The sequence below is a fragment of the Paenibacillus sp. sgz302115 genome, from assembly GCF_056120445.1.
On sequence record NZ_JBVYOK010000002.1, the window covers coordinates 299,263 to 317,759 of the forward strand.

At 44.6% G+C, this 18,497-nt stretch carries 14 protein-coding genes; 8 read left to right on the top strand and 6 right to left on the bottom strand.

What is annotated here, in order from left to right; translation table 11 throughout:
- The first annotated feature begins 85 nt into the window (after window positions 1-85).
- On the top strand, window positions 86-2,734 hold the full coding sequence (locus AC0LWN_RS06895; protein ID WP_474663826.1) for an adenosylcobalamin-dependent ribonucleoside-diphosphate reductase: 2,649 nt from the start codon (window positions 86-88) through the stop codon (window positions 2,732-2,734).
- Between the two features lie 274 nt (window positions 2,735-3,008).
- Here AC0LWN_RS06895 and AC0LWN_RS06900 read toward each other — a convergent pair whose 3' ends face one another.
- The 4 genes from AC0LWN_RS06900 to AC0LWN_RS06915 all read right to left on the bottom strand — a co-directional run bounded on the left by AC0LWN_RS06900 (window position 3,009) and on the right by AC0LWN_RS06915 (window position 8,349).
- Window positions 3,009-4,394, bottom strand: a complete 1,386-nt coding sequence (locus AC0LWN_RS06900; protein ID WP_474663827.1) for a sugar porter family MFS transporter — start codon at window positions 4,392-4,394, stop codon at window positions 3,009-3,011.
- 202 nt (window positions 4,395-4,596) lie between these two features.
- Complete coding sequence (locus AC0LWN_RS06905; protein WP_474663828.1) at window positions 4,597-5,934, bottom strand: response regulator; 1,338 nt, start codon at window positions 5,932-5,934, stop codon at window positions 4,597-4,599.
- Complete coding sequence (locus AC0LWN_RS06910) at window positions 5,912-7,357, bottom strand: sensor histidine kinase (protein WP_474663829.1); 1,446 nt, start codon at window positions 7,355-7,357, stop codon at window positions 5,912-5,914. Before AC0LWN_RS06910 ends, AC0LWN_RS06905 begins: the two co-directional genes overlap by 23 nt.
- Window positions 7,354-8,349, bottom strand: a complete 996-nt coding sequence (locus tag AC0LWN_RS06915) for a sugar-binding protein (RefSeq protein WP_474663830.1) — start codon at window positions 8,347-8,349, stop codon at window positions 7,354-7,356. Before AC0LWN_RS06915 ends, AC0LWN_RS06910 begins: the two co-directional genes overlap by 4 nt.
- Window positions 8,350-8,928: 579 nt before the next feature.
- On the opposite strand from AC0LWN_RS06915, the gene AC0LWN_RS06920 reads away from it, so the two are divergent.
- Window positions 8,929-9,117 carry a methyltransferase family protein gene (locus AC0LWN_RS06920; protein ID WP_474664156.1) on the top strand — a complete coding sequence of 63 codons (189 nt, stop codon included), beginning with the start codon at window positions 8,929-8,931 and terminating at the stop codon, window positions 9,115-9,117.
- 682 nt (window positions 9,118-9,799) lie between these two features.
- Here the strand turns inward: AC0LWN_RS06920 and AC0LWN_RS06925 are convergent.
- The gene (locus AC0LWN_RS06925; RefSeq protein ID WP_474663831.1) at window positions 9,800-10,705 is read right to left on the bottom strand and encodes an AraC family transcriptional regulator; all 906 of its coding nucleotides are present in this window, start codon (window positions 10,703-10,705) and stop codon (window positions 9,800-9,802) included.
- 135 nt (window positions 10,706-10,840) lie between these two features.
- On the opposite strand from AC0LWN_RS06925, the gene AC0LWN_RS06930 reads away from it, so the two are divergent.
- Window positions 10,841-12,007 (top strand): MFS transporter, encoded by a 1,167-nt coding sequence (locus AC0LWN_RS06930; RefSeq protein WP_474663832.1) that lies wholly within the window; start codon window positions 10,841-10,843, stop codon window positions 12,005-12,007.
- On the opposite strand, the gene AC0LWN_RS06935 is transcribed toward AC0LWN_RS06930, so the two are convergent.
- A complete protein-coding gene (locus tag AC0LWN_RS06935) occupies window positions 12,004-12,363 on the bottom strand; it encodes a winged helix-turn-helix transcriptional regulator (protein WP_474663833.1) in 360 nt (119 codons plus the stop codon). The two genes, AC0LWN_RS06930 and AC0LWN_RS06935, sit on opposite strands and share 4 nt — an antisense overlap.
- Before the next feature lie 143 nt (window positions 12,364-12,506).
- Between AC0LWN_RS06935 and AC0LWN_RS06940 the strand changes: the two genes are divergently transcribed.
- The 5 genes from AC0LWN_RS06940 to AC0LWN_RS06960 all read left to right on the top strand — a co-directional run bounded on the left by AC0LWN_RS06940 (window position 12,507) and on the right by AC0LWN_RS06960 (window position 18,414).
- Entirely contained in the window at window positions 12,507-13,466 is a 960-nt protein-coding gene (locus AC0LWN_RS06940) for an NAD(P)H-dependent flavin oxidoreductase (protein WP_474663834.1), read from the top strand.
- Between the two features lie 62 nt (window positions 13,467-13,528).
- Window positions 13,529-14,104 carry a LysE family translocator gene (locus tag AC0LWN_RS06945; RefSeq protein ID WP_474663835.1) on the top strand — a complete coding sequence of 192 codons (576 nt, stop codon included), beginning with the start codon at window positions 13,529-13,531 and terminating at the stop codon, window positions 14,102-14,104.
- A 25-nt stretch (window positions 14,105-14,129) separates the two neighbouring features.
- Window positions 14,130-14,906, top strand: coding sequence for an AraC family ligand binding domain-containing protein (locus AC0LWN_RS06950; protein WP_474663836.1), 777 nt, complete (start codon window positions 14,130-14,132; stop codon window positions 14,904-14,906).
- 182 nt (window positions 14,907-15,088) lie between these two features.
- The gene (locus tag AC0LWN_RS06955; RefSeq protein ID WP_474663837.1) at window positions 15,089-16,900 is read left to right on the top strand and encodes a sensor histidine kinase; all 1,812 of its coding nucleotides are present in this window, start codon (window positions 15,089-15,091) and stop codon (window positions 16,898-16,900) included.
- On the top strand, window positions 16,897-18,414 hold the full coding sequence (locus AC0LWN_RS06960) for a response regulator transcription factor (protein ID WP_474663838.1): 1,518 nt from the start codon (window positions 16,897-16,899) through the stop codon (window positions 18,412-18,414). Before AC0LWN_RS06955 ends, AC0LWN_RS06960 begins: the two co-directional genes overlap by 4 nt.
- Window positions 18,415-18,497: the final 83 nt, after the last annotated feature.

An 18,497-nucleotide genomic window follows, 5' to 3' on the forward strand; every position in this document is an offset into this window, starting at 1 on the left:
ACATTGAATACTTCAAGCGTACAAGGCAGCCAGCCTGTATTTCTTGAAAAGGAATTACATATCACAATACCGGGAGGTTTTTCTATTGAGTACAGAGGAACGCAAACAGCGTCTTGAAGGATTGAGCGAGAAAATATTCTTGGACCGCTACGCCTGGAAGGATGCCGACAGCAACAATGCGAAGGTTGGCGATGTGGTGCTTGTGCTGACGAAGGACGATCCTAAGTTTCCTACCAAGGAAGTAGGGGAGATCGTTGCGCGCAGCGGACGTACGGTTACGGTGAAGACACGCAGCGGGGAGCTTGTAGAATCGGATGTAGAAAAGCTTACGCTTAACATAGAGAAGACGCCGGAGGAAATGTGGGACCGTCTCGCTTCCGCTATGGCTTCGGTAGAGAAAACACCTGAGCTTCAGGAAGAATGGACAAGCAAATTCCGTTCGATTCTCGATGACTGGAAGCTCGTTCCGGGCGGACGGATCGCCGCAGGCGCCGGGGCGAGTGAAGAGCTGACCCTGTTCAACTGCTATGTTGTGCCTTCGCCAAAAGACAGCCGGGGCGGCATCATGCAGACCCTCTCGGAAATGACCGAGATCATGGCCCGCGGCGGCGGTGTCGGGATCAACCTGTCCTCGCTGCGTCCGCGCCGTGCCATCGTCAGAGGCGTCAACGGCTCGTCCAGCGGTTCTGTATCCTGGGGCGGACTGTTCAGCTACACAACCGGACTGATTGAGCAGGGTGGAAGCCGCCGTGGCGCGCTGATGCTGATGATTAACGACTGGCATCCTGATGTCGTCGATTTCATCACCGTGAAGCAGACGATGGGTCAGGTAACGAATGCCAACCTGTCGGTTTGCGTAAGCAATTCTTTTATGAAGGCTGTTAAGGAGGATCTGGACTGGGAGCTGGTATTCCCGGATACTACGGACCCTGATTACGATACAGTATGGGACGGAGACCTGGATAAATGGAAGGCGGCTGGCCGCGCAGTTATTCCGTACCGCACAGTCAAAGCCCGCGATGTCTGGCACACGATCATTGAATCGGCCTGGAAATCGGCTGAACCGGGCGTAGTGTTCATGGAATACTACAATCAAATGTCCAATAGCTGGTACTTCAATCCAATCATCTGCACGAATCCATGCGGTGAGCAGGGTCTGCCGGGCTGGGGCGTATGCAATCTGTCCGCCATCAACCTCTCCAAATTCTACGATGCGAAGAATCATGATGTGGATTGGGCCGATCTTGCCACAACCACCCGTTATTCTGTGCGGTTCCTGGACAATGTTATCGACAAGACGCCTTACCACTTCCCGGAAAATGAAGCCAATCAGCGCAAGGAGCGCCGCGTAGGTCTGGGTACAATGGGCCTGGCTGAGCTGATGATCAAGCTGAACATCCGTTATGGCAGCCCGGAATCACTGGAGTTCCTGGACAAGCTATACGGCTTCATGGCCCGCGAAGCGTATCTGGCCTCCTCTGAAATTGCCGGGGAGAAAGGCTCCTTCCAGGCGTTTGACACCGAGAAATACCTGCTGAGCGGATTCATGAAAAATATCGCCGATACCTACCCTGAGGTGGGCGAATCCATCCGCAAGCACGGCATGCGCAATGTTACCGTTATTACCCAGGCGCCTACAGGCAGCACGGGTACAATGGTCGGCACATCGACCGGCATCGAGCCTTATTTTGCCTTCAAATACTTCCGTCAGAGCCGTCTCGGCTACGATGAGCAGTTCGTGCCGATTGCCCAGGAATGGCTGGAGGCCCATCCGGGTCAAGAACTTCCCGAATATTTCGTCACCTCGATGGACCTGTCCGCCAAGGATCATATCCGTGTGCAGGCTGCGATCCAGCGCTGGGTGGACAGCTCAATTTCCAAGACCGCGAACTGCCCGTCCGACTTCACCGTCGAAGAGACGGCAGAGCTGTACGAAATGGCCTTCGATCTGGGCTGCAAAGGCGTAACGATCTACCGTGACGGCAGCCGCGATGTACAGGTGCTCGAAACGTCGAAGAAGGAAGACAAGAAAGACGCTGCAGCAGCGGAAGCCGCAGCTCCGGTTGCTGAGCCTGCTGCTCCTGCTGTAACAGCAAGCGCGGCAGCGCCTGCACCGCAAGCCATTGCCGCAGGCAGTGCAGACAAACAATACAAAAAACGCCCGCAGGTGTTGCGCGGCGCTACCTATAAGATCAATACACCATTCGGCATGGCGTATATCACCATCAATGATCTTGACGGCATTCCGGCCGAGATCTTCCTGAATGTCGGCAAGGCCGGCTCCGACGTCTTCGCTATGGCGGAAGCGCTGGGCCGCGTCTGCTCGCTGTTCCTCCGCTACGGCGATCACGGCGAGAAGGTTGAGCTGCTGATCAAGCATCTCAAGGGCATCGGCGGCTCCGGCGCCATCGGCTTCGGCGCGAACCGCGTCGAGTCCATCGCCGACGCAGTGGCGAAGGCCCTCGAAACCCATGTGCAGAACAATGCACATGACGACCATGTGGCCGCTCCAATCGCGGCCACCCTGGAGCTGGATTTGGGTGAGGCGCTGAGCGCCGAGCTGAAATCCAGCATCCCTGGCGCAGCGTCCACCGGCGACAGCCACGGCGGCCATGACGCACACAGCCACGCCACCGCCTCCCGCGACCTCTGCCCATCCTGCGGCAGCGCTTCGCTGGTCAACATCGAAGGCTGCAAGACCTGCAGTAACTGCGGGTATAGCCGGTGCGGGTAAGTAACGGCGGCGAAGCACTATAAATGATGAATGTGGTGGATTACCAAAGCTGCTAAAACGCCCATGAAAGCTGCGAAAAGTGGCTGATGAAAAGAGAAAAAATCATCTTATATTCGTAATCAAAACCACCCGTAGAACGGGTGGTTTTGATTTTCTCGGAGCTACTGGATGTTTCCTGGTGCGGCGACTGTGCAGCAGGGTCGGCGGAGCGGATCATACAGCGACAGGATAGTACTCCTAGGGGTTCCGGACATTGCAGGCACGCATTGTTACATTATAAAGAGCGTTCAATCATTTTCGTGACTTGTTTTAGTTGTTTTTTTTCAGAATGAGCTGCCATTTCTGTTTCGATTTGTTCCAAAGTGCGGCCTTTCGTTTCTACAACTATAAACCGTATAAAGAGTAATCCCAGAATGCAAATGACACCAAACGCTGAAAAAATAATCCCAAAACTGAACTTATCAGCAAGAAGAGGGAATACAAGTCCAATTACTAGTGAACCAGTCCAATTGAAGGCTGATGAGATTCCCCCTCCGATTCCGCGCACTGAGAGCGGGAAAATTTCTCCGACAATAATCCAGGTAAGCGGTGCCCAAGAAAATGCATAGCACAGAATGTAGCAGCAGAGGGCGATTAATGTAATCCAGTTGAGCATACCGTCATTGACTCCGAACTTGCCAAGAATAGCCGGTGTAAAGAAGGAAAGCGCCATACCTGCGCTGCCGATCGTAAGGATTGTGCGGCGGTTGAATTTATCGACAAATTGCAAAAAGATAAGAGTTGTTACCACAAAGATTACACCTACAACCACCGTAAATCCGGCAGCTAACTGCGATGACAAACCGACGTTACGCGCAATACTTGTGGCATAATATACGATTGAGTTAGCGCCTTGGATTTGCTGAAAAGTCGCCATGCCAACCCCTATGATTAACGCCATTCGAAACTTCTTATGGAATAATTGAGATATCCCCGTTTTTTCATGATCGGCAACGTTTTCAATTTCAGATATCTCTGCATTTATTTCGTCATCTGAACTGCGGAGAGAAGCTAGTACCTCGCGTGCTTGTTGGCTCATTCCGTTTTTAATTAAGTACCTTGGTGATTCCGGGAGTTTGAGCATACCCAAATATAAAATGATAGCAAAGAGTGCGGCACTACCGAGCATTAACCGCCAGCTGTTTGGTATTGGTTCGAAAATGAATGCCACAATATAACTTAACAACATTCCAATTACAATCATTAATTGGTTTAAACCGGACAACTTACCACGCATATTCGCCGGTGCGATTTCGGACATGTACGCAGGAACCAAAGAAGAAGCTGTACCGACTGCAACTCCTAAGAAGATACGCGCAATTGTCAAGGTGATTTCGTCCGGGGCAACTGCTGAACCGACGGCTCCGATAAAGAAAATCGTCGAGGAAATTAAAATCAGTTTCCTGCGTCCGAACTTATCCCCTAATAATCCGCTTAAAATAGAGCCGATAATCGCTCCACCCATTAAAGAAGAAACAACGATCCCTATCCATAGGGAACTTAAATTAAAGTCGCTTTTGATGTGTCCTTCTGCACCGGCAATAATACCGATATCGTAACCAAATAAAATGCCGGCAAACGAACCGAAGAAAAAGATAAACTTGCTTGATACTCTAGTCATTTACTCCCAACCCCTTCTTAATAACAGATCACATAAGATCTTCAAAAAGAAGTATAGCATGCGTCAGCTTAAGGGTGATTAGGAACCGTCTTCACTAATTTGTGCTATTTCCGCACTATTTCAACCTTCGCTATGATTAGAAGAAAGTTAAAGCCTGGAGTAGCATTTTCTTGTTTACTGATATCAAAAAAATCCATCCGTGCTATTTTTGATCCTTGTACGAAGTAGGTGCCAAGCCAGTGATTTTTTTAAAGACACGACTGAAATAGTTGGGATCTTTGTAACCAACTTCAAAGCTTATTTCCTTCAAGGATAATTGTCCAGCCTTAATCAAAGAGATGGCTTTTTCAATACGAAGGCGGGTAACATAGTCGATAAAGCTTTCACCGCATTGCTGTTTAAAAATCTTACTGAAATAATGGGGGTTCAAGTGAACGAAATCAGCCACAACTTCCAGAGACAATTCGTCCGATAACTTTTCCAAAATATATTGTCTGGCCCTATCTAGTACAGTTAGGGTTTGCTCCACGCGTTGCTCGCGCATCCGCTGCAAAGCGAATGTGACATAGGATTGTTGGGTTTGATTGTTTACTATATCGTCTGTACCGAAAGAATAAGGTTGGGAGTCACGTTGTTTTAAGTCGTCGAAATGACATGCCTTATCCAATTTATTCAACATAGTGGAGGCGAATACTGCTTCAAAATAGGATTTGCGGAACCCTTCGGTTCTGCTGTGTGTTGATCCAATCCCGATGGATACTTTCAGACCTAAGTGCTGCTCTATAATTCCGTACAGTTGCTCGGCCAGTTGCTTCGTCTTCTGGTACCAGTTAGTTTCACTGACGGAAGTAGGTTTGTGTAAAAAAATGACCATATGCTGGTTGATCAGTGAACTGACAATAGAGTCAGGACTGTGGGATTTGACAAAGCTCCGGAGATAATCATAGATCTTGTTTTTTTTCTGCATATAGGCTTCACCATGAAAAGCGGCGACTATTGCACAACCGCGGGTAAGGGGGATGTCGAGCCATTCCGACAGCTGATCAGCGTTTGTATCCACTGTTTGGTCAAGCATGAGCATTAATGCCAATTCATTTTCAGCAAGCGGAAGAAGCTGAGAAACTTTATGTCGCATTTCCAGTTCCTGCATTCTTAAGTGGTTTTCCTGCTCAATTTCATTCAGTAGCCGTTGAAAAACTTCGATGAGCTGTTCCCGTTTCGCGGGCTTTAAAAAGTACTCTTTTGCACCTAGAGAAAGAGCTTCTTGTGCATAAGTGAAATAGTCGTATGCGGTTAATACAATGAATTTTGTATTGGGGAGCCGGCGTTTCATCTCCCTTAAAGCCTCTAGCCCACCGATGCCGGGCATGTTGATATCCATTATGGCAATATGGGGACGATGCTCTTCAGCAAATTCGATTGCCATCCTGCCGTTAGAAGCATGTATAATGTGGAATATTCCAGGCATCGACCGTTCAACAATACATTCTAGGCCTTCCCGTTCAAGTGGTTCGTCATCAGCGATCAACAATCGGTACATTTGAGTACTCTCCTTCTGTTTTGGTTGGAATCCGTATGAGGATTGAAGTACCTCTACCGGGTCTGCTTTCAATTTCGATAAGATCATCTCTTTCATAGAAAAGCTGTAGTCTTCTGAATACATTGCTTGTACCAATACCAGTGGAGTTTTTATGGTCGGTTTCTGCTTCGAAATGTAGAAGCGAGAGCCGTGTCTCCTCCGGCATACCGGCTCCATTATCTGTCAAGACAATACACACTCCTTCGGAGGTGCTTTGGATTAAAAGACGGATAACAGCTCCATGTTCCATACTTGCAACACCATGAAGAAAAGCATTTTCGACCAGCGGCTGGAGCGTGAGAGCTGGAATTGCCACATGTAACGCAGAAGCATCAGTGTCAATTTCAAACGAGATGCGATCACGAAAACGGGTCATCTGAATTGTGATATATTCCTTAATATGAGCAATCTCTTCCTGCAAGGTAACTGGTTTATCTAGCTTTTGCAAGCTGTATCGCAGTAGATTGGAAAGGGAGATGATCAGATCACTTGTTTTCTCTGCTCCTTCCAGAAAAGCCAGCTTGGACAGCACATTTAAAGTATTGAACAAAAAGTGAGGGTTGATTTGGCTCTGAAGTGCCTGAAGTTCCAGTTCCTTCACAATGCGTTGCATTTCCAGGCTCTTTTTGTCTTTTTCGATCAAATCGTTTAGATCAGCAGACATTTGTTGGATGGCATAAGACAGCAGTCCTAACTCATCTTCTTTATGCGGTTCAGGCTCTATCCTGAGATCTCCTTTAGCTATTTTTTTTGCCATGCTGACCAGTCTGCTTACCGGACCAGTGATGCCCCGTGAAACCCAAACAGCAAGCAAAACGCCCATGAGTGTGCTCATTCCGAACAGTGCGATACCGCGCCGATTCATGCGCTCATTTTCAGCTCTGATATTTTCGATGATAGGACCATAAAAAGTAAGCTCCGAATGAACCAATTGTTGGCCGGTTTCACGAATATAACTAACTGTTTTTTCGGTCTCCATATAATAATCGAATGCAGATTGAAGCTCTCCGGACTGTGCTGCCGCAATCGCTGAATGTTTTTGTTCCAGCAATGTTGCCAGTAAATTAATGTAGCTCTCCGGGTCAAATGAATGAGTGGGGGAGGCAAGTTTGGGCATTTTTTCGATTTGATTGTGCAATGTTATTAATTGATTCCCGGCCGTATCAATCCCTTCAGTATCCGCAGAATTGACCAGATAAGCATAAAGCAGCCGGAGGTTGCTATCAGCCGACTCGGTGGTTCTTTCAATCAGCAGGACGCGTTCCATCATTTCATCATAACTTGCCTGTACTATTTTCCCGCTTTGAAACACAAAGTAAGCAACGGAATTAGCAAGGACAACGAGGAGAGGGATGAAGATTAACAGCTTCATGCGTATCGTCATTTTCCGATCACCCCAGTTTCACTACTAGATGAAGGGACACTAAGCACGGATGTTTCAGTAAAAGTTAGACTTGGGGGCTTGATCCCCTGCAAGTATTTATGAAGTAGTTCAACTGCTTTAAAGCCCATTTCCACAGGTTGCTGGACTATTGTTAATTTAATTTCCCCCGCTTGGACTGCTTCAACCGTTTCAGTTTTATCATCAAAAGCGAAAATCTCCAGCCCTGTTGGCCGGATCCTTTGTACCGCTTCCAGTATGCCAAGACCGTCAGAAGAACTGAACCCGACCATATACCCAATTTGCGGATAACGGGAAAGCATGTTTTGCGCCACTCGTGCAGCTTGGAGCATCGAAATGTTGGAGGATGCTACTTCAATGATCTGAAGTCCTGGGTACTGACTTATGACCGAGCGAAAGCCTTGAAGTCTTAACCTCTGATTCTCAACTTGTTCGTTACTAATCAGGACTCCGATGCGCCCCTGTTGCCCGGATGCTTTTACCACCAATTCGCCCATTTGTTTACCGGCGCCCAGATTGTCTGTTCCTACATAAGCCAACCTTTTCGAACCAGGCTCATCTGTATCCACGGTAACCACTGGTATACCCAAGTCTGTCGCTTTGCTGATTAATTGGCGGTATTTCGGATCATTAATTCCTTGAATCAGGATAGCATCGGCCTTGGCTGAGATAGCTTTATCTAGTAATCTGATTTGCTCGGCGGGATTTATGCGGTCTGGTCCGATATACTCCAGCTCCATTCCGTAAGCGATTGCAGCCTTGCGTGCCCCTTGCTCGATTGCTCGCCATGAATAATTCTCAAGTTCTTGAGAAATTAGCACGATGTGAATCGGGGCGGTTCCGGTCGATGAATGAGTCTGCAACGGTTTAACAAGATTATGAATCTTTAGCAACGAGCTGCTAAATTGCAGCAACAGCAACGTGAACATAACAATGATCAGGACAATAGCGAATGTCCATTTACGGGTTTTCATACAGTGCTCCTTCAATTAACAATAATAATATTGCTCATTATACATTAATAGACTGAAGCAGGAAATCGCGATGCTTTTAATTTATGTAAGCAATTGAGTGCTGATGCGGGAGAGCGAACATGACTTAAAACAACTGCGTACAGCATTTATTTATAGGATTGGGTCTATTAATGATATAGCTACGTATCTTTGACTATGGGCGATCCCGAGCTATATAGAACACGGGGGAGAAGCTATTATCGGGACGCTGCTTTCAATGGTGCATGGAATAAAAATATTAGGATCTTTGTTCAGTGAGATTTGCAGTTAATTGTCTCAAAATGAGGTGAGGAAAGGGAGGCGGCATAGTGAATGCGTTTATATTAGTCATCCCGGTCTTTCTCATAAGGTTTGGTCTATTGGGAAGGATGAACAGCTCCGCTTTTTTTGAAGGTACAAACAAAGCCGCCAAAGTTCTCGATGGGCTTGTTTATCTACGTCTTAGGCATTATTGTTCTTATAATTTCTACGATTGCCTTTGCAAAGCCTAACCGGAGCGGGTTAAATGCAAACGGCATATATAAGGTTTCTCGTAACCCAATGTATATAGGGTATTTCATATATTTTTTGGGCTGTGCCGTCTTAACGAATTCAATGCTGCTATTTATCACTCTACTTATTTTTCAAATTTCAGCACACTGGATTATACTTTCGGAAGAAAGATGGTGTATCAAAAATTTCGGGAGCGAGTATGTAAGCTACATGAATAGAGTAAGACGCTATTTTTAATTCGGCTTCTCTATATAATATAAAACCGCCGCGCGGTGGTAACGAGAGACAAGGCCACTGCGTAGTTGGTTTCAACTTACTTTTGTTTAAATGCTCCCTTCGTTTTCCATGATTTTGATGTAACAGGCGATGTCGTTCAATACTGTCTCCCGTTTAGTTCCACTTGATCGGCTGAAATATTATCGCATAATCTTGTCCAGGTGCAAAAACTCTGAACTGCTAAATCTGTATCCATCCCTTCTCAGTCATATTCAACGTGTGGAGGCTATATTTTTGTCTTATGATAAGACAAAAATAATCAGTTGGAATGATTGGTGCTACATCTTGATGAAAAATATGTATATTATACATTTTTCTGTTTGGAGAATTTCTCACTTTCTGTGAGCCATTATGGGTGTTGTTATACATTTTGGAACTTCTTTTTCAACTTTGGTGAGTCATGATCCTAATTAAATAAGGATTTTCAGCCTTGTTTTTTGCAGCTTTAATGTTTCATCACATGAGAAAATTGAATTTACAATATGTAAAAAGCCTGCAGCATACCGCTACAGGCTTTTTATTTTGTACGCCCAGCATTAGGTCGTGGAGCCCGGTTCGGGAAATCCGCACGACGGGTTCTGTGGAGGTTGGGTCACCAGTTGGGTGGCCCTTCTACCCGGAGACGGGAGGCCACTACCTTCTCCTACTCGATTTGCGTATCTGCTTCGGCGTACTTTTTTTTTCGAAAGGTTGTTGGCGTGATGCCATATGTCCGTTTAAATATGCGATTGAAATAGCTTGAGCTTTCAAAACCAACGGAGGCCGATATTTCTGATATTGTGCAGTCAGTGGTTAAGAGCTGTTTAGTAGCTCTATCCAAACGAAACTTCATTAGATAGTCCATTGGAGAAACTGCAATTTCTTCTCTAAAACAACGCAATGCTTCGTTCTTGCTTACATTTGCCGCGGATGCGATGTCGGCGAGGCTTAATTTCCGGGAATAGTTGCTGCCAATGAATATCAGCATAGACCTTAACCTGACCTGTGTGGAGATGCTTGTAGTTCGAGACGATTGAATGCAGTTAGAACGGTTCATAAAAAGAATCCGCCAAATAGAAGTTATGGTTTGCTGTACATCCAATTCTCTGGTTTCATTGTCAGATTGCATAAAACCAAAAACGTCATGAAGCTTTTTCAGCATTTCATTTTGCCAATCTACGTTTTCTGACAAGATCAGATAGGTGATTTTTGAACTTATAATCGGCTCCACGAATTTTTGGTAAACGACTTGATTCCTTCCTGAAACAATCTCCGGAGAGAAAACAATGTTGGGAATAATTGTCCTTCCAGTTGCTTCATATCCATGAATTGATTTTGAATTAATGAAAATTCCATTTCCTTGGCTAATTGGTATTAAATTGTTGTCTATTTGGAATATCGCTGTGCCTCTCTGAACGATTGCAAATTCAACTTCGCTATGCCAATGCTGATTTACTTTATTACTGCCGAATGTTTCTGTATCGTCCAAGTAATATTCTATAGAAAATTCATTTGATCCATGCGGTGTCATTTCACGGAGCTGATTATCTGTCTTAACGATATTTATCATTCTAGATGATCTCCGATTCGGGTGATATTGTGCAATAATTTCAGGCTATATTACAAGAAATATTAAGAGAAAACGTGATATTATGCAATAGCTCAATACTAAATAGAAATATGGTAATACTGGAGGACAACGTGTATGGCAACAATGTTATTAATTATTGTGTATATTGCATTCATCAGTCTGGGGCTGCCTGATTCGCTGTTTGGAACAGCGTGGCCAGCTATTTATGCAGAGTTTGGATTACAAGTATCTTCAGCAGGGTTTGTCACTTTTGCAATCTCCGGGTGTACAATCATCTCAAGTTTGTTTTCTGCAAAGATCATTAATAAGTTTGGAACTGGAATGGTTACAGCAGTTAGTGTTTCTATGACCGCTATAGCATTGTTTGGCTTTTCTGTTGCTCCAAATTTATTATGGCTTTGTATGTTTGCTCTCCCTCTAGGCTTTGGAGCAGGCAGCGTAGATTCAGCCCTTAATAATTATGTAGCTCTTAACTATAAAGCCGTTCACATGAACCTTCTACATTGCTTTTATGGTTTGGGTGTCTCTTTAAGTCCATATCTGATGTCAATAGCACTTTCTGGAGATAACGATTGGAGAGGCGGTTATCGTACAGTTTCCTTTATACAGGGCTTTATTGCATTAATCACTATAATTTCATTACCTATGTGGAAAAAGGTCAGACTTTATAACAATGAAACTGATAGTGAGAACTTCAAAACAGTAAGTATTGCTTTACTATTCAAGTTACCTGCAGCAAGGGCTGTCTGGTTATTTCTTATAAGCTCATGTGCAATTGAATATACGGCCGGAGTGTGGGGCAGCACTTTCCTTGTGAACGGAAAAGGCTTGGCGGCAGAAGATGCTGCAAAAATCATCACTATTTACTACAGCGGTATGGCGCTTGGAAGATTGATGTCGGGTATCTTTGCTAACAAATTATCAAGTTGGAGTTTAATCTGCACAGGACTAAGTATCGTTTTTGTAGCTATAATTTTACTTATGCTTCCATTCGCTTCATATGTTCCGGCATTTGCCTTGTTCTTTATAGGATTTGGTAATGGACCAATATTTCCAAACCTTCTCCATCTGACACCAATTAATTTCGGTAAAGATCTTTCTCACTCTATGATGGGCACGCAAATGGCTGCTTCATATATAGGCATAACTTTTATCCCGCCACTATTCGGCATTATGGCCCAACAAATAGGGGTATACGTTTTTCCCTATTTTATCTTGCTTTTATTTCTGATCATGATATTCTCCGCGTTTCGATTAAATGGCATACAGCGCACCTCTTAATTAATGGTCTTCCCAAACTTCGCTCCAAAGCTCTCCATCATCTCCAGGATGGGCAGAAATTCCCGTCCTTTTGGTGTCAGTGAATACTCCACTCTGGGAGGTACTTCTGCAAAAACATTCCTGTGTACCAGGCCATCCTGTTCTAACTCACGTAATTGCTTGGTCAGTGACCCTTGTGAAATATCATTGAGCAATGCTTTGATCTCACCAAAACGCAGTTCTTTTGTTTTTAAAAACCACAGAATAAGAAATTTCCAGCGTCCAGAGAGCACATGTTGAGTATACGACATACCAAATATTATAGGGTATTCTTCTATAAATTCTTTATGAAAGCCATCTTTGCATATTCTAGTCATATCAATAAGTCCTCTCTTGTCCATAGTACATAAAATGATACTTACTCCTCTTTTATTGCCTACTTTTAAATATGGGGGGTTAATTCTATTATATGAGATGTCAACAACTTGCTCAATTCATCCAAAAGAAACGAGGTTCTAATATGAATAATCGAATCACAAAGTTATTAAGTATTGACTATCCTGTAATTTCAGCAGCTATGAACTGGGTTACTTCCGCTGAATTTGTTGCTGCTGTTTCTAATGCCGGGGGGATGGGAGTACTAGGGCCAAACGCCGGACAAAACAAACCCTCTACCAGTCTTGAAGAATTCACTCAAAATCTTAAGACGGAAATCCAAAAAGTTAGAGAGTTAACAAATAATCCGTTCGCGGTGAATTACATCTTTCCTCGTAACGAGAATGAAAACTCACCTTTTACAGAAGCGTTATTCAATGTGCTTGTAGAAGAAAACGTAAAAACAGTTGTTGCAATCGGCTTTAAAATGATCGGAAGTGAAGTTAAGAAATTGAAAGAACATGGTTTTACAATTATTTATAGACCAATTAATCCAACTGTTCAGAGTTTGATTGAAGCAGACAAATTAGGAGTAGATGCCTTGATTGTAACGGGAAGAGAAGCAGGAGGGCATATTAGCAGCCACGATATTAGTACATTTTCTCTAGTATCCCAAGTTACGTCCGTTGTTAAAATCCCTGTTATTGCAGCAGGTGGGATTGTTGACGGAAAAGGTGCCAAAGCTGTATTTGCGATGGGAGCAGAAGGTGTTTACATGGGGACAAGATTTATAACTGCGCATGAGAATCCTGCCAGTATGGTTGCCAAGCAGGCTATTTTAAACGTAAATAGTGAAGATCTTCTGGAATTAGAGGGTGCAAATGAAAGAACGATTCCAACTGAAGCAGGAAAAAAAGCTTACGAGCTTCTAAAGAACGGTAAGAAAGATGAAGCCTTAAAATATTATAAAGATGGAATTAAATTAGGCATTTTAGAAGGTGATTTAGTTAATGGAACATTGAGCATCTCTCCCGCTGCGGGAGGAATCAAACAAATTAATACCTGCAAGGAAATTATTGATGAGATTGTTCAGTCTCTGCAATAATATACTATAGGCCCTCCAAACTAAGATGTAATATATGAGAATACCCGGAAAGAGAGGTTCTCATGGATATTGCATCTTTTTTGATTTATTGTGTGATTGCTACATTTACACCTGGGCCTACGAATATCGTCATATTGTCTACTGTGCATAATCTCGGAGCGAAAAAAGCGATGGAATATACGTATGGGGCAACGATTGGCTTTGGCTTGTTGCTGGTTATTTCCGCTATGTTGAATACGATCCTCATCTCGCTCATGCCGAAAATAATTATTGTGATGCAGATCATCGGAAGCTGTTATATGCTCTATCTTGCTTACCTGATTTACAAAATGGATGTATCAAACCCGGGTGATAAGCAAACAGCTACCTTTTTGTCTGGCTTCCTTATGCAGTTTCTTAATCCAAAGGTTGTTCTGTTTACATTAACTGTAATTCCGGCTTTTATTATGCCCGGCTATAACTCAAGCACTGCGATGACAGTAAGTATTATAGCTATTACATTAATTGGCTTTCTAGCATTTATTACATGGGTGCTATTCGGTACGATCTTCAAGGCGTTTTTACAGAAGCATAACAAGACGGTTAATGTATTAATGGCGCTATCTCTTGTTTACGCTGCTATCATGATTTGGATGTAGGGAAGCTTATGAAGAGGTGAATGGAATGAACAAATTTATATATAAAAAATCGGCCGGCATTACCGCATTGTCAGCAACTATGACTGATTTTACGTATAAAAAGCATTCTCATCAGGAGTATGCCATAGGAGTTACGTTACGCGGGATTCAAAAGTATAACCTGGCAGGCAGTTTACAATTATCCTATCAGAACGGTGTTATGCTCTTTAATCCGGAACAGGCCCATGATGGAATGGCATATGATATGACGGGGCTGGATTATGTCATGCTGTATATCGAGCCCCAATTGCTTACGGAAGTCATAGAAAAAAAGGATATCCCGCGGTTTTCAGCCCCAATTGTGTATGATGTCCGGCTTGAACAACGAATATTAAGCCTTTCCGAGGCAATTTTAAGCGGAAAAGACGAAGCATTGTGCAGTGAATTATTCCTGTCCCTTACAGAAAGCCTCGTTCAGACTAAGCTCTCGACTGATAATAAGAAGGAAGACGTGCTGATTCGCAGAGCAAAGGAAATGCTTCATGCCAACCTGGAGCATGTTCTTAAACTTGAAGAGATCAGCAGTGAGCTGCAGTTATCAAAATTTCAGTTTATCCGGTTATTTAAGGCACATACCGGTATTTCACCCTACCAATACTTTCTTAACTGCAAGGTTGAACGCGCCAAGAGCTTAATTGTAAAGAATAAAGATATTTATTCAGCAGTCGCTGCATGCGGTTTTGTTGACTTAACCCATTTGAACAAGCACTTTAAGGGTGTATATGGAACAACAGCATTTGAATATATGTCACATTTAAATTGAGAAGTTGAAGCAATTCATGCTTATACTGCTAGTGTGAGGAATTATCTGCATTTCATAGAATATATGAATTTAACCTATGAGGTAGACGCGTTTAGCGGTTGTCTGGCTCATAGGTTATTTTGTATACTAAGCCTTAGTTTCTTCATAACAGGAAATAGAGCTGTTTGAGCCGGAGGGTGGATATGACTAACAACAGGCGGGGGACGTTTAGAAGAACATTCAAGTTCAGCACGAAGCTGATTATTGCCTTATCGGCTGCCAGTATTCTTATTTCCTGCATAACTGGCATCATAACGTACCGCATCCATTTGTCGTTGTTCAATGAAGAGATCAGCCGCCAATATTATATGACCACAGAACAAATTCTTGCCCAACTGGATTCAAGAGTCAATGATATGTACCGGATAACAGATTATATCACCTTGAATCCGTCGGTCAGTCAGGCGGTCATGGAACAGGCTGAACAGTCCAGCTCCTATGAACGGATGAAGCTCGAGCAGATGCTGGATAAGGAGATTTATCAAGTCCGTCTGGATGCGCCGGAAATTATGGGCATCCGTATTTATGATTTAAAGGGGAATATACTTAACCTGGGTTCGTTTTCAGGCCGGTTCAATAGTTTTAGAAGTTCATTTCTGGACGATATGTTGTCGAGACTTGCACCAACCGGCGGGGAGTATGTATGGAGCCGGGCTGTTGAAAGCGATTTCCTGCAGGGTAGTACCGCCAATGTTGTATTGGCCGGCCGGCTTATGCGTACGCTTGATCTGGACACCTACGGGATCATGCTTATTTTATTCAACAATTCGCTGTTTGAATCCCATATGAAGGATTTGCGCATTCATGAGGATACAGAAGCTTATCTATTTGATGGAGAAGGCAGGCTTGTATATTCTTTAAACGGTTCAGACAATCCCGGGGTACCTAATCTGGCAGATATGCCGGCGGCGGGAAATATGGTGCGCAAAGAGCATGGCGTTTCCTACATGTATACAAGGCAGGAGTCTGAGAAAGTTGGCTTTACGCTGGTGAGCAAAGTGTCCCTGGCGCAAATTCAAAGCGGCAGCAGAGTGATTTTGCAGGTAGCTGTTGCTTCGGCACTGGCGAGCCTTGTCAGCCTCAGTATTATTATTACGGTGATAAGCCGCATGCTGCTGCGTCCGCTGGGCAATCTCGTGCGGGGAATGAGGCATGTGCGGGAAGGAAAGTTCGATACCCGGATTCAAATCCGGAGCAAGGATGAACTGGGTTATTTGGGAGAGAGCTTCAACAACATGACCGCCCATATCGAGAATTTGATCTATGAAATGTATGAGCGCAAGATTAATGAGAAAGAAGCCGAATTAAAGGCGATCCAGGCTCAGCTTAACCCGCATTTTCTTTATAACACTCTGGGTATGTTCTTCTGGAAATTCTATATGCTTGGAGATGAGAGGTCCGCCCGCCTTATTAACAGCCTTTCGGAAATGCTGCAATATACACTGGAGCCTGTTCAGCAGATGACTACACTGCGGGATGAGATCCGGCAGATTAACAATTATTTGGAGATTCAGAAGGAGCGTTACCCTGGTTCGCTTACCGCCGACATTCATATTCCCGAGGAGATCATGGGATGCCGCGTATTCAGGCTGCTTATTCAGCCCATTGTGGAAAATGCTTTCATTCATGCCTTCCGTAATAAAAAAACAGATCGCCGGCTGCGGATTACCGGCTGTGTTCAGTACATGGGGGAAGCTGCCGATCCGGTGCTTGTTCTGGAGATCAGCGATAATGGCAGCGGGATGACACCGGAAATGATCGAACGGATTCTGCATCCGTCGTCATCAGAGCCTGCAATTGATAAACGCAATCGTATTGGAACGGGGAGCGTCATCCGGCGTATTGAGTTGGCTTACGGCGCTCCGTATGGAGTCGAATTTGAGTCGGTGCCCGGCGAAGGAACGCTGGTACGTATGAAATTGCCATACCGGCTGCTGGAGAGTGAAGAGGCTTGATTGGTAAATTGCTTGTCGTGGATGATGAAATTTGGTTTCGTGAAGGTCTGGTACAATTGATCACCAGCAACCAGCTGGGCTGGGAAGTGGTCGGTGAAGCGTCTGATGGAGAAGAAGCCATGCGGGCGGCAGAGTTATACAAGCCGGACTTAATCATAACCGATATCAATATGCCGGTGATGGACGGGCTTCAATTTATGGAATGGCTATCCCGGTTCCATCCGGACATCAAAGTTATAATTTTGACGGGTTACCGCGATTTCGAATATGCCCAGCGTGCGCTGCGGTATGGGGCTGTGGAGTTTCTGCTTAAGCCCTTTTCGCTGGATGAAGCTTACCGTGTCTTCCAAAAAGCATATGAGGAGCTTCGGCTGAAGCAGCTGAGAATGAGGGTCGCAAAACGGGAGAAACAGACAGAGCTGTTCCGCGCAGCGTTATTCGGTCTGCCTTGTGAACGTGCGCTGAGAGAGAGTTGGGAGCAGCAATGGCGGGAAGCGGATTTTTGCATCCTGCAGATTCACGGCTATGATTTGCCGGGCAAAAATTATACTTCAAGCGATATCGACCTTCTCCATTATGCAGTAACGAATATTTTGCAGGAGCTGCTGCAGAGTCATCCTGTAGAGGGTCTTTATTTTCCTTTGCGCAAGGAAGCATTTGCTTTCATGTTGAAGCCCGGCACCGCGGGGGGGATATACCGCAAATCCGTGCAGGAATCTTTGCATCGGTTCATCGGACTTAAGACGAGTTGGCTTGAACTAGGTGTGGTACGGCGGTTCGAAGAACTGGCGAAGCAATACGAGGTTCATTCAGGACACGGGGATGGCAGAGCGGGAGATTTGGCAACCGTGGACGGCTTTGCCCTGCTCAAGGAGGAGCTGCTGTCTCTGCTGGTCACCAGTAATTTGCCTGCGGTAGAGATGAGGCTGACGGAATATGTGAATCAGGCGGCGTCATTAGAACTGCAGGCATGCAAAACGAGAATTTACACACTGATCACTGTTATTTCAAGTATTTTGCTGACAGACTTCAAACATGTAAACGCGGTCGCTTCCGGTGAGGAGCTTAACCCTTCCCGGATCCTCGAATTTCAGTCGGTGCAGGAGCTGTTGTCCTGGGCAAAAGATAAATGCTCGGAGTTTATAGACATTTTTAGGCATTGGCTGAATAAGCAGCAGGATAATGTAGTGCTTCAAGCTAAGCAATATATTCAAAGCCATTATCAAAGTGACTGTTCGCTGCAGACTGTTGCTGCGCATGTACATGTAACGCCTAATTATCTCAGTAATTTGTTCAAGAAAGAGACCGGAATCGGTCTTACGAATTACGTCGGGCAGCTGCGGATTGAGGAAGCGAAAATATTGCTGCAGCGCAGCCGCCTGAGAATGACGGAAATTGCCGAGCAGGTCGGATTCGATAATTCCAGCTATTTTACAGTTGTCTTTAAGCAAATGACGGGGGAATCACCGCGGGATTTTCGAAGAAAAACATCTTTAAAACCACCTAGCTCTTAAAGCCAGGTGGTTATTTTGTGTGTAGAATTTCAAAAAAACACTGTAGGATTTTAAATGTTCTGATTGTAAGCTGACGGTAAAAT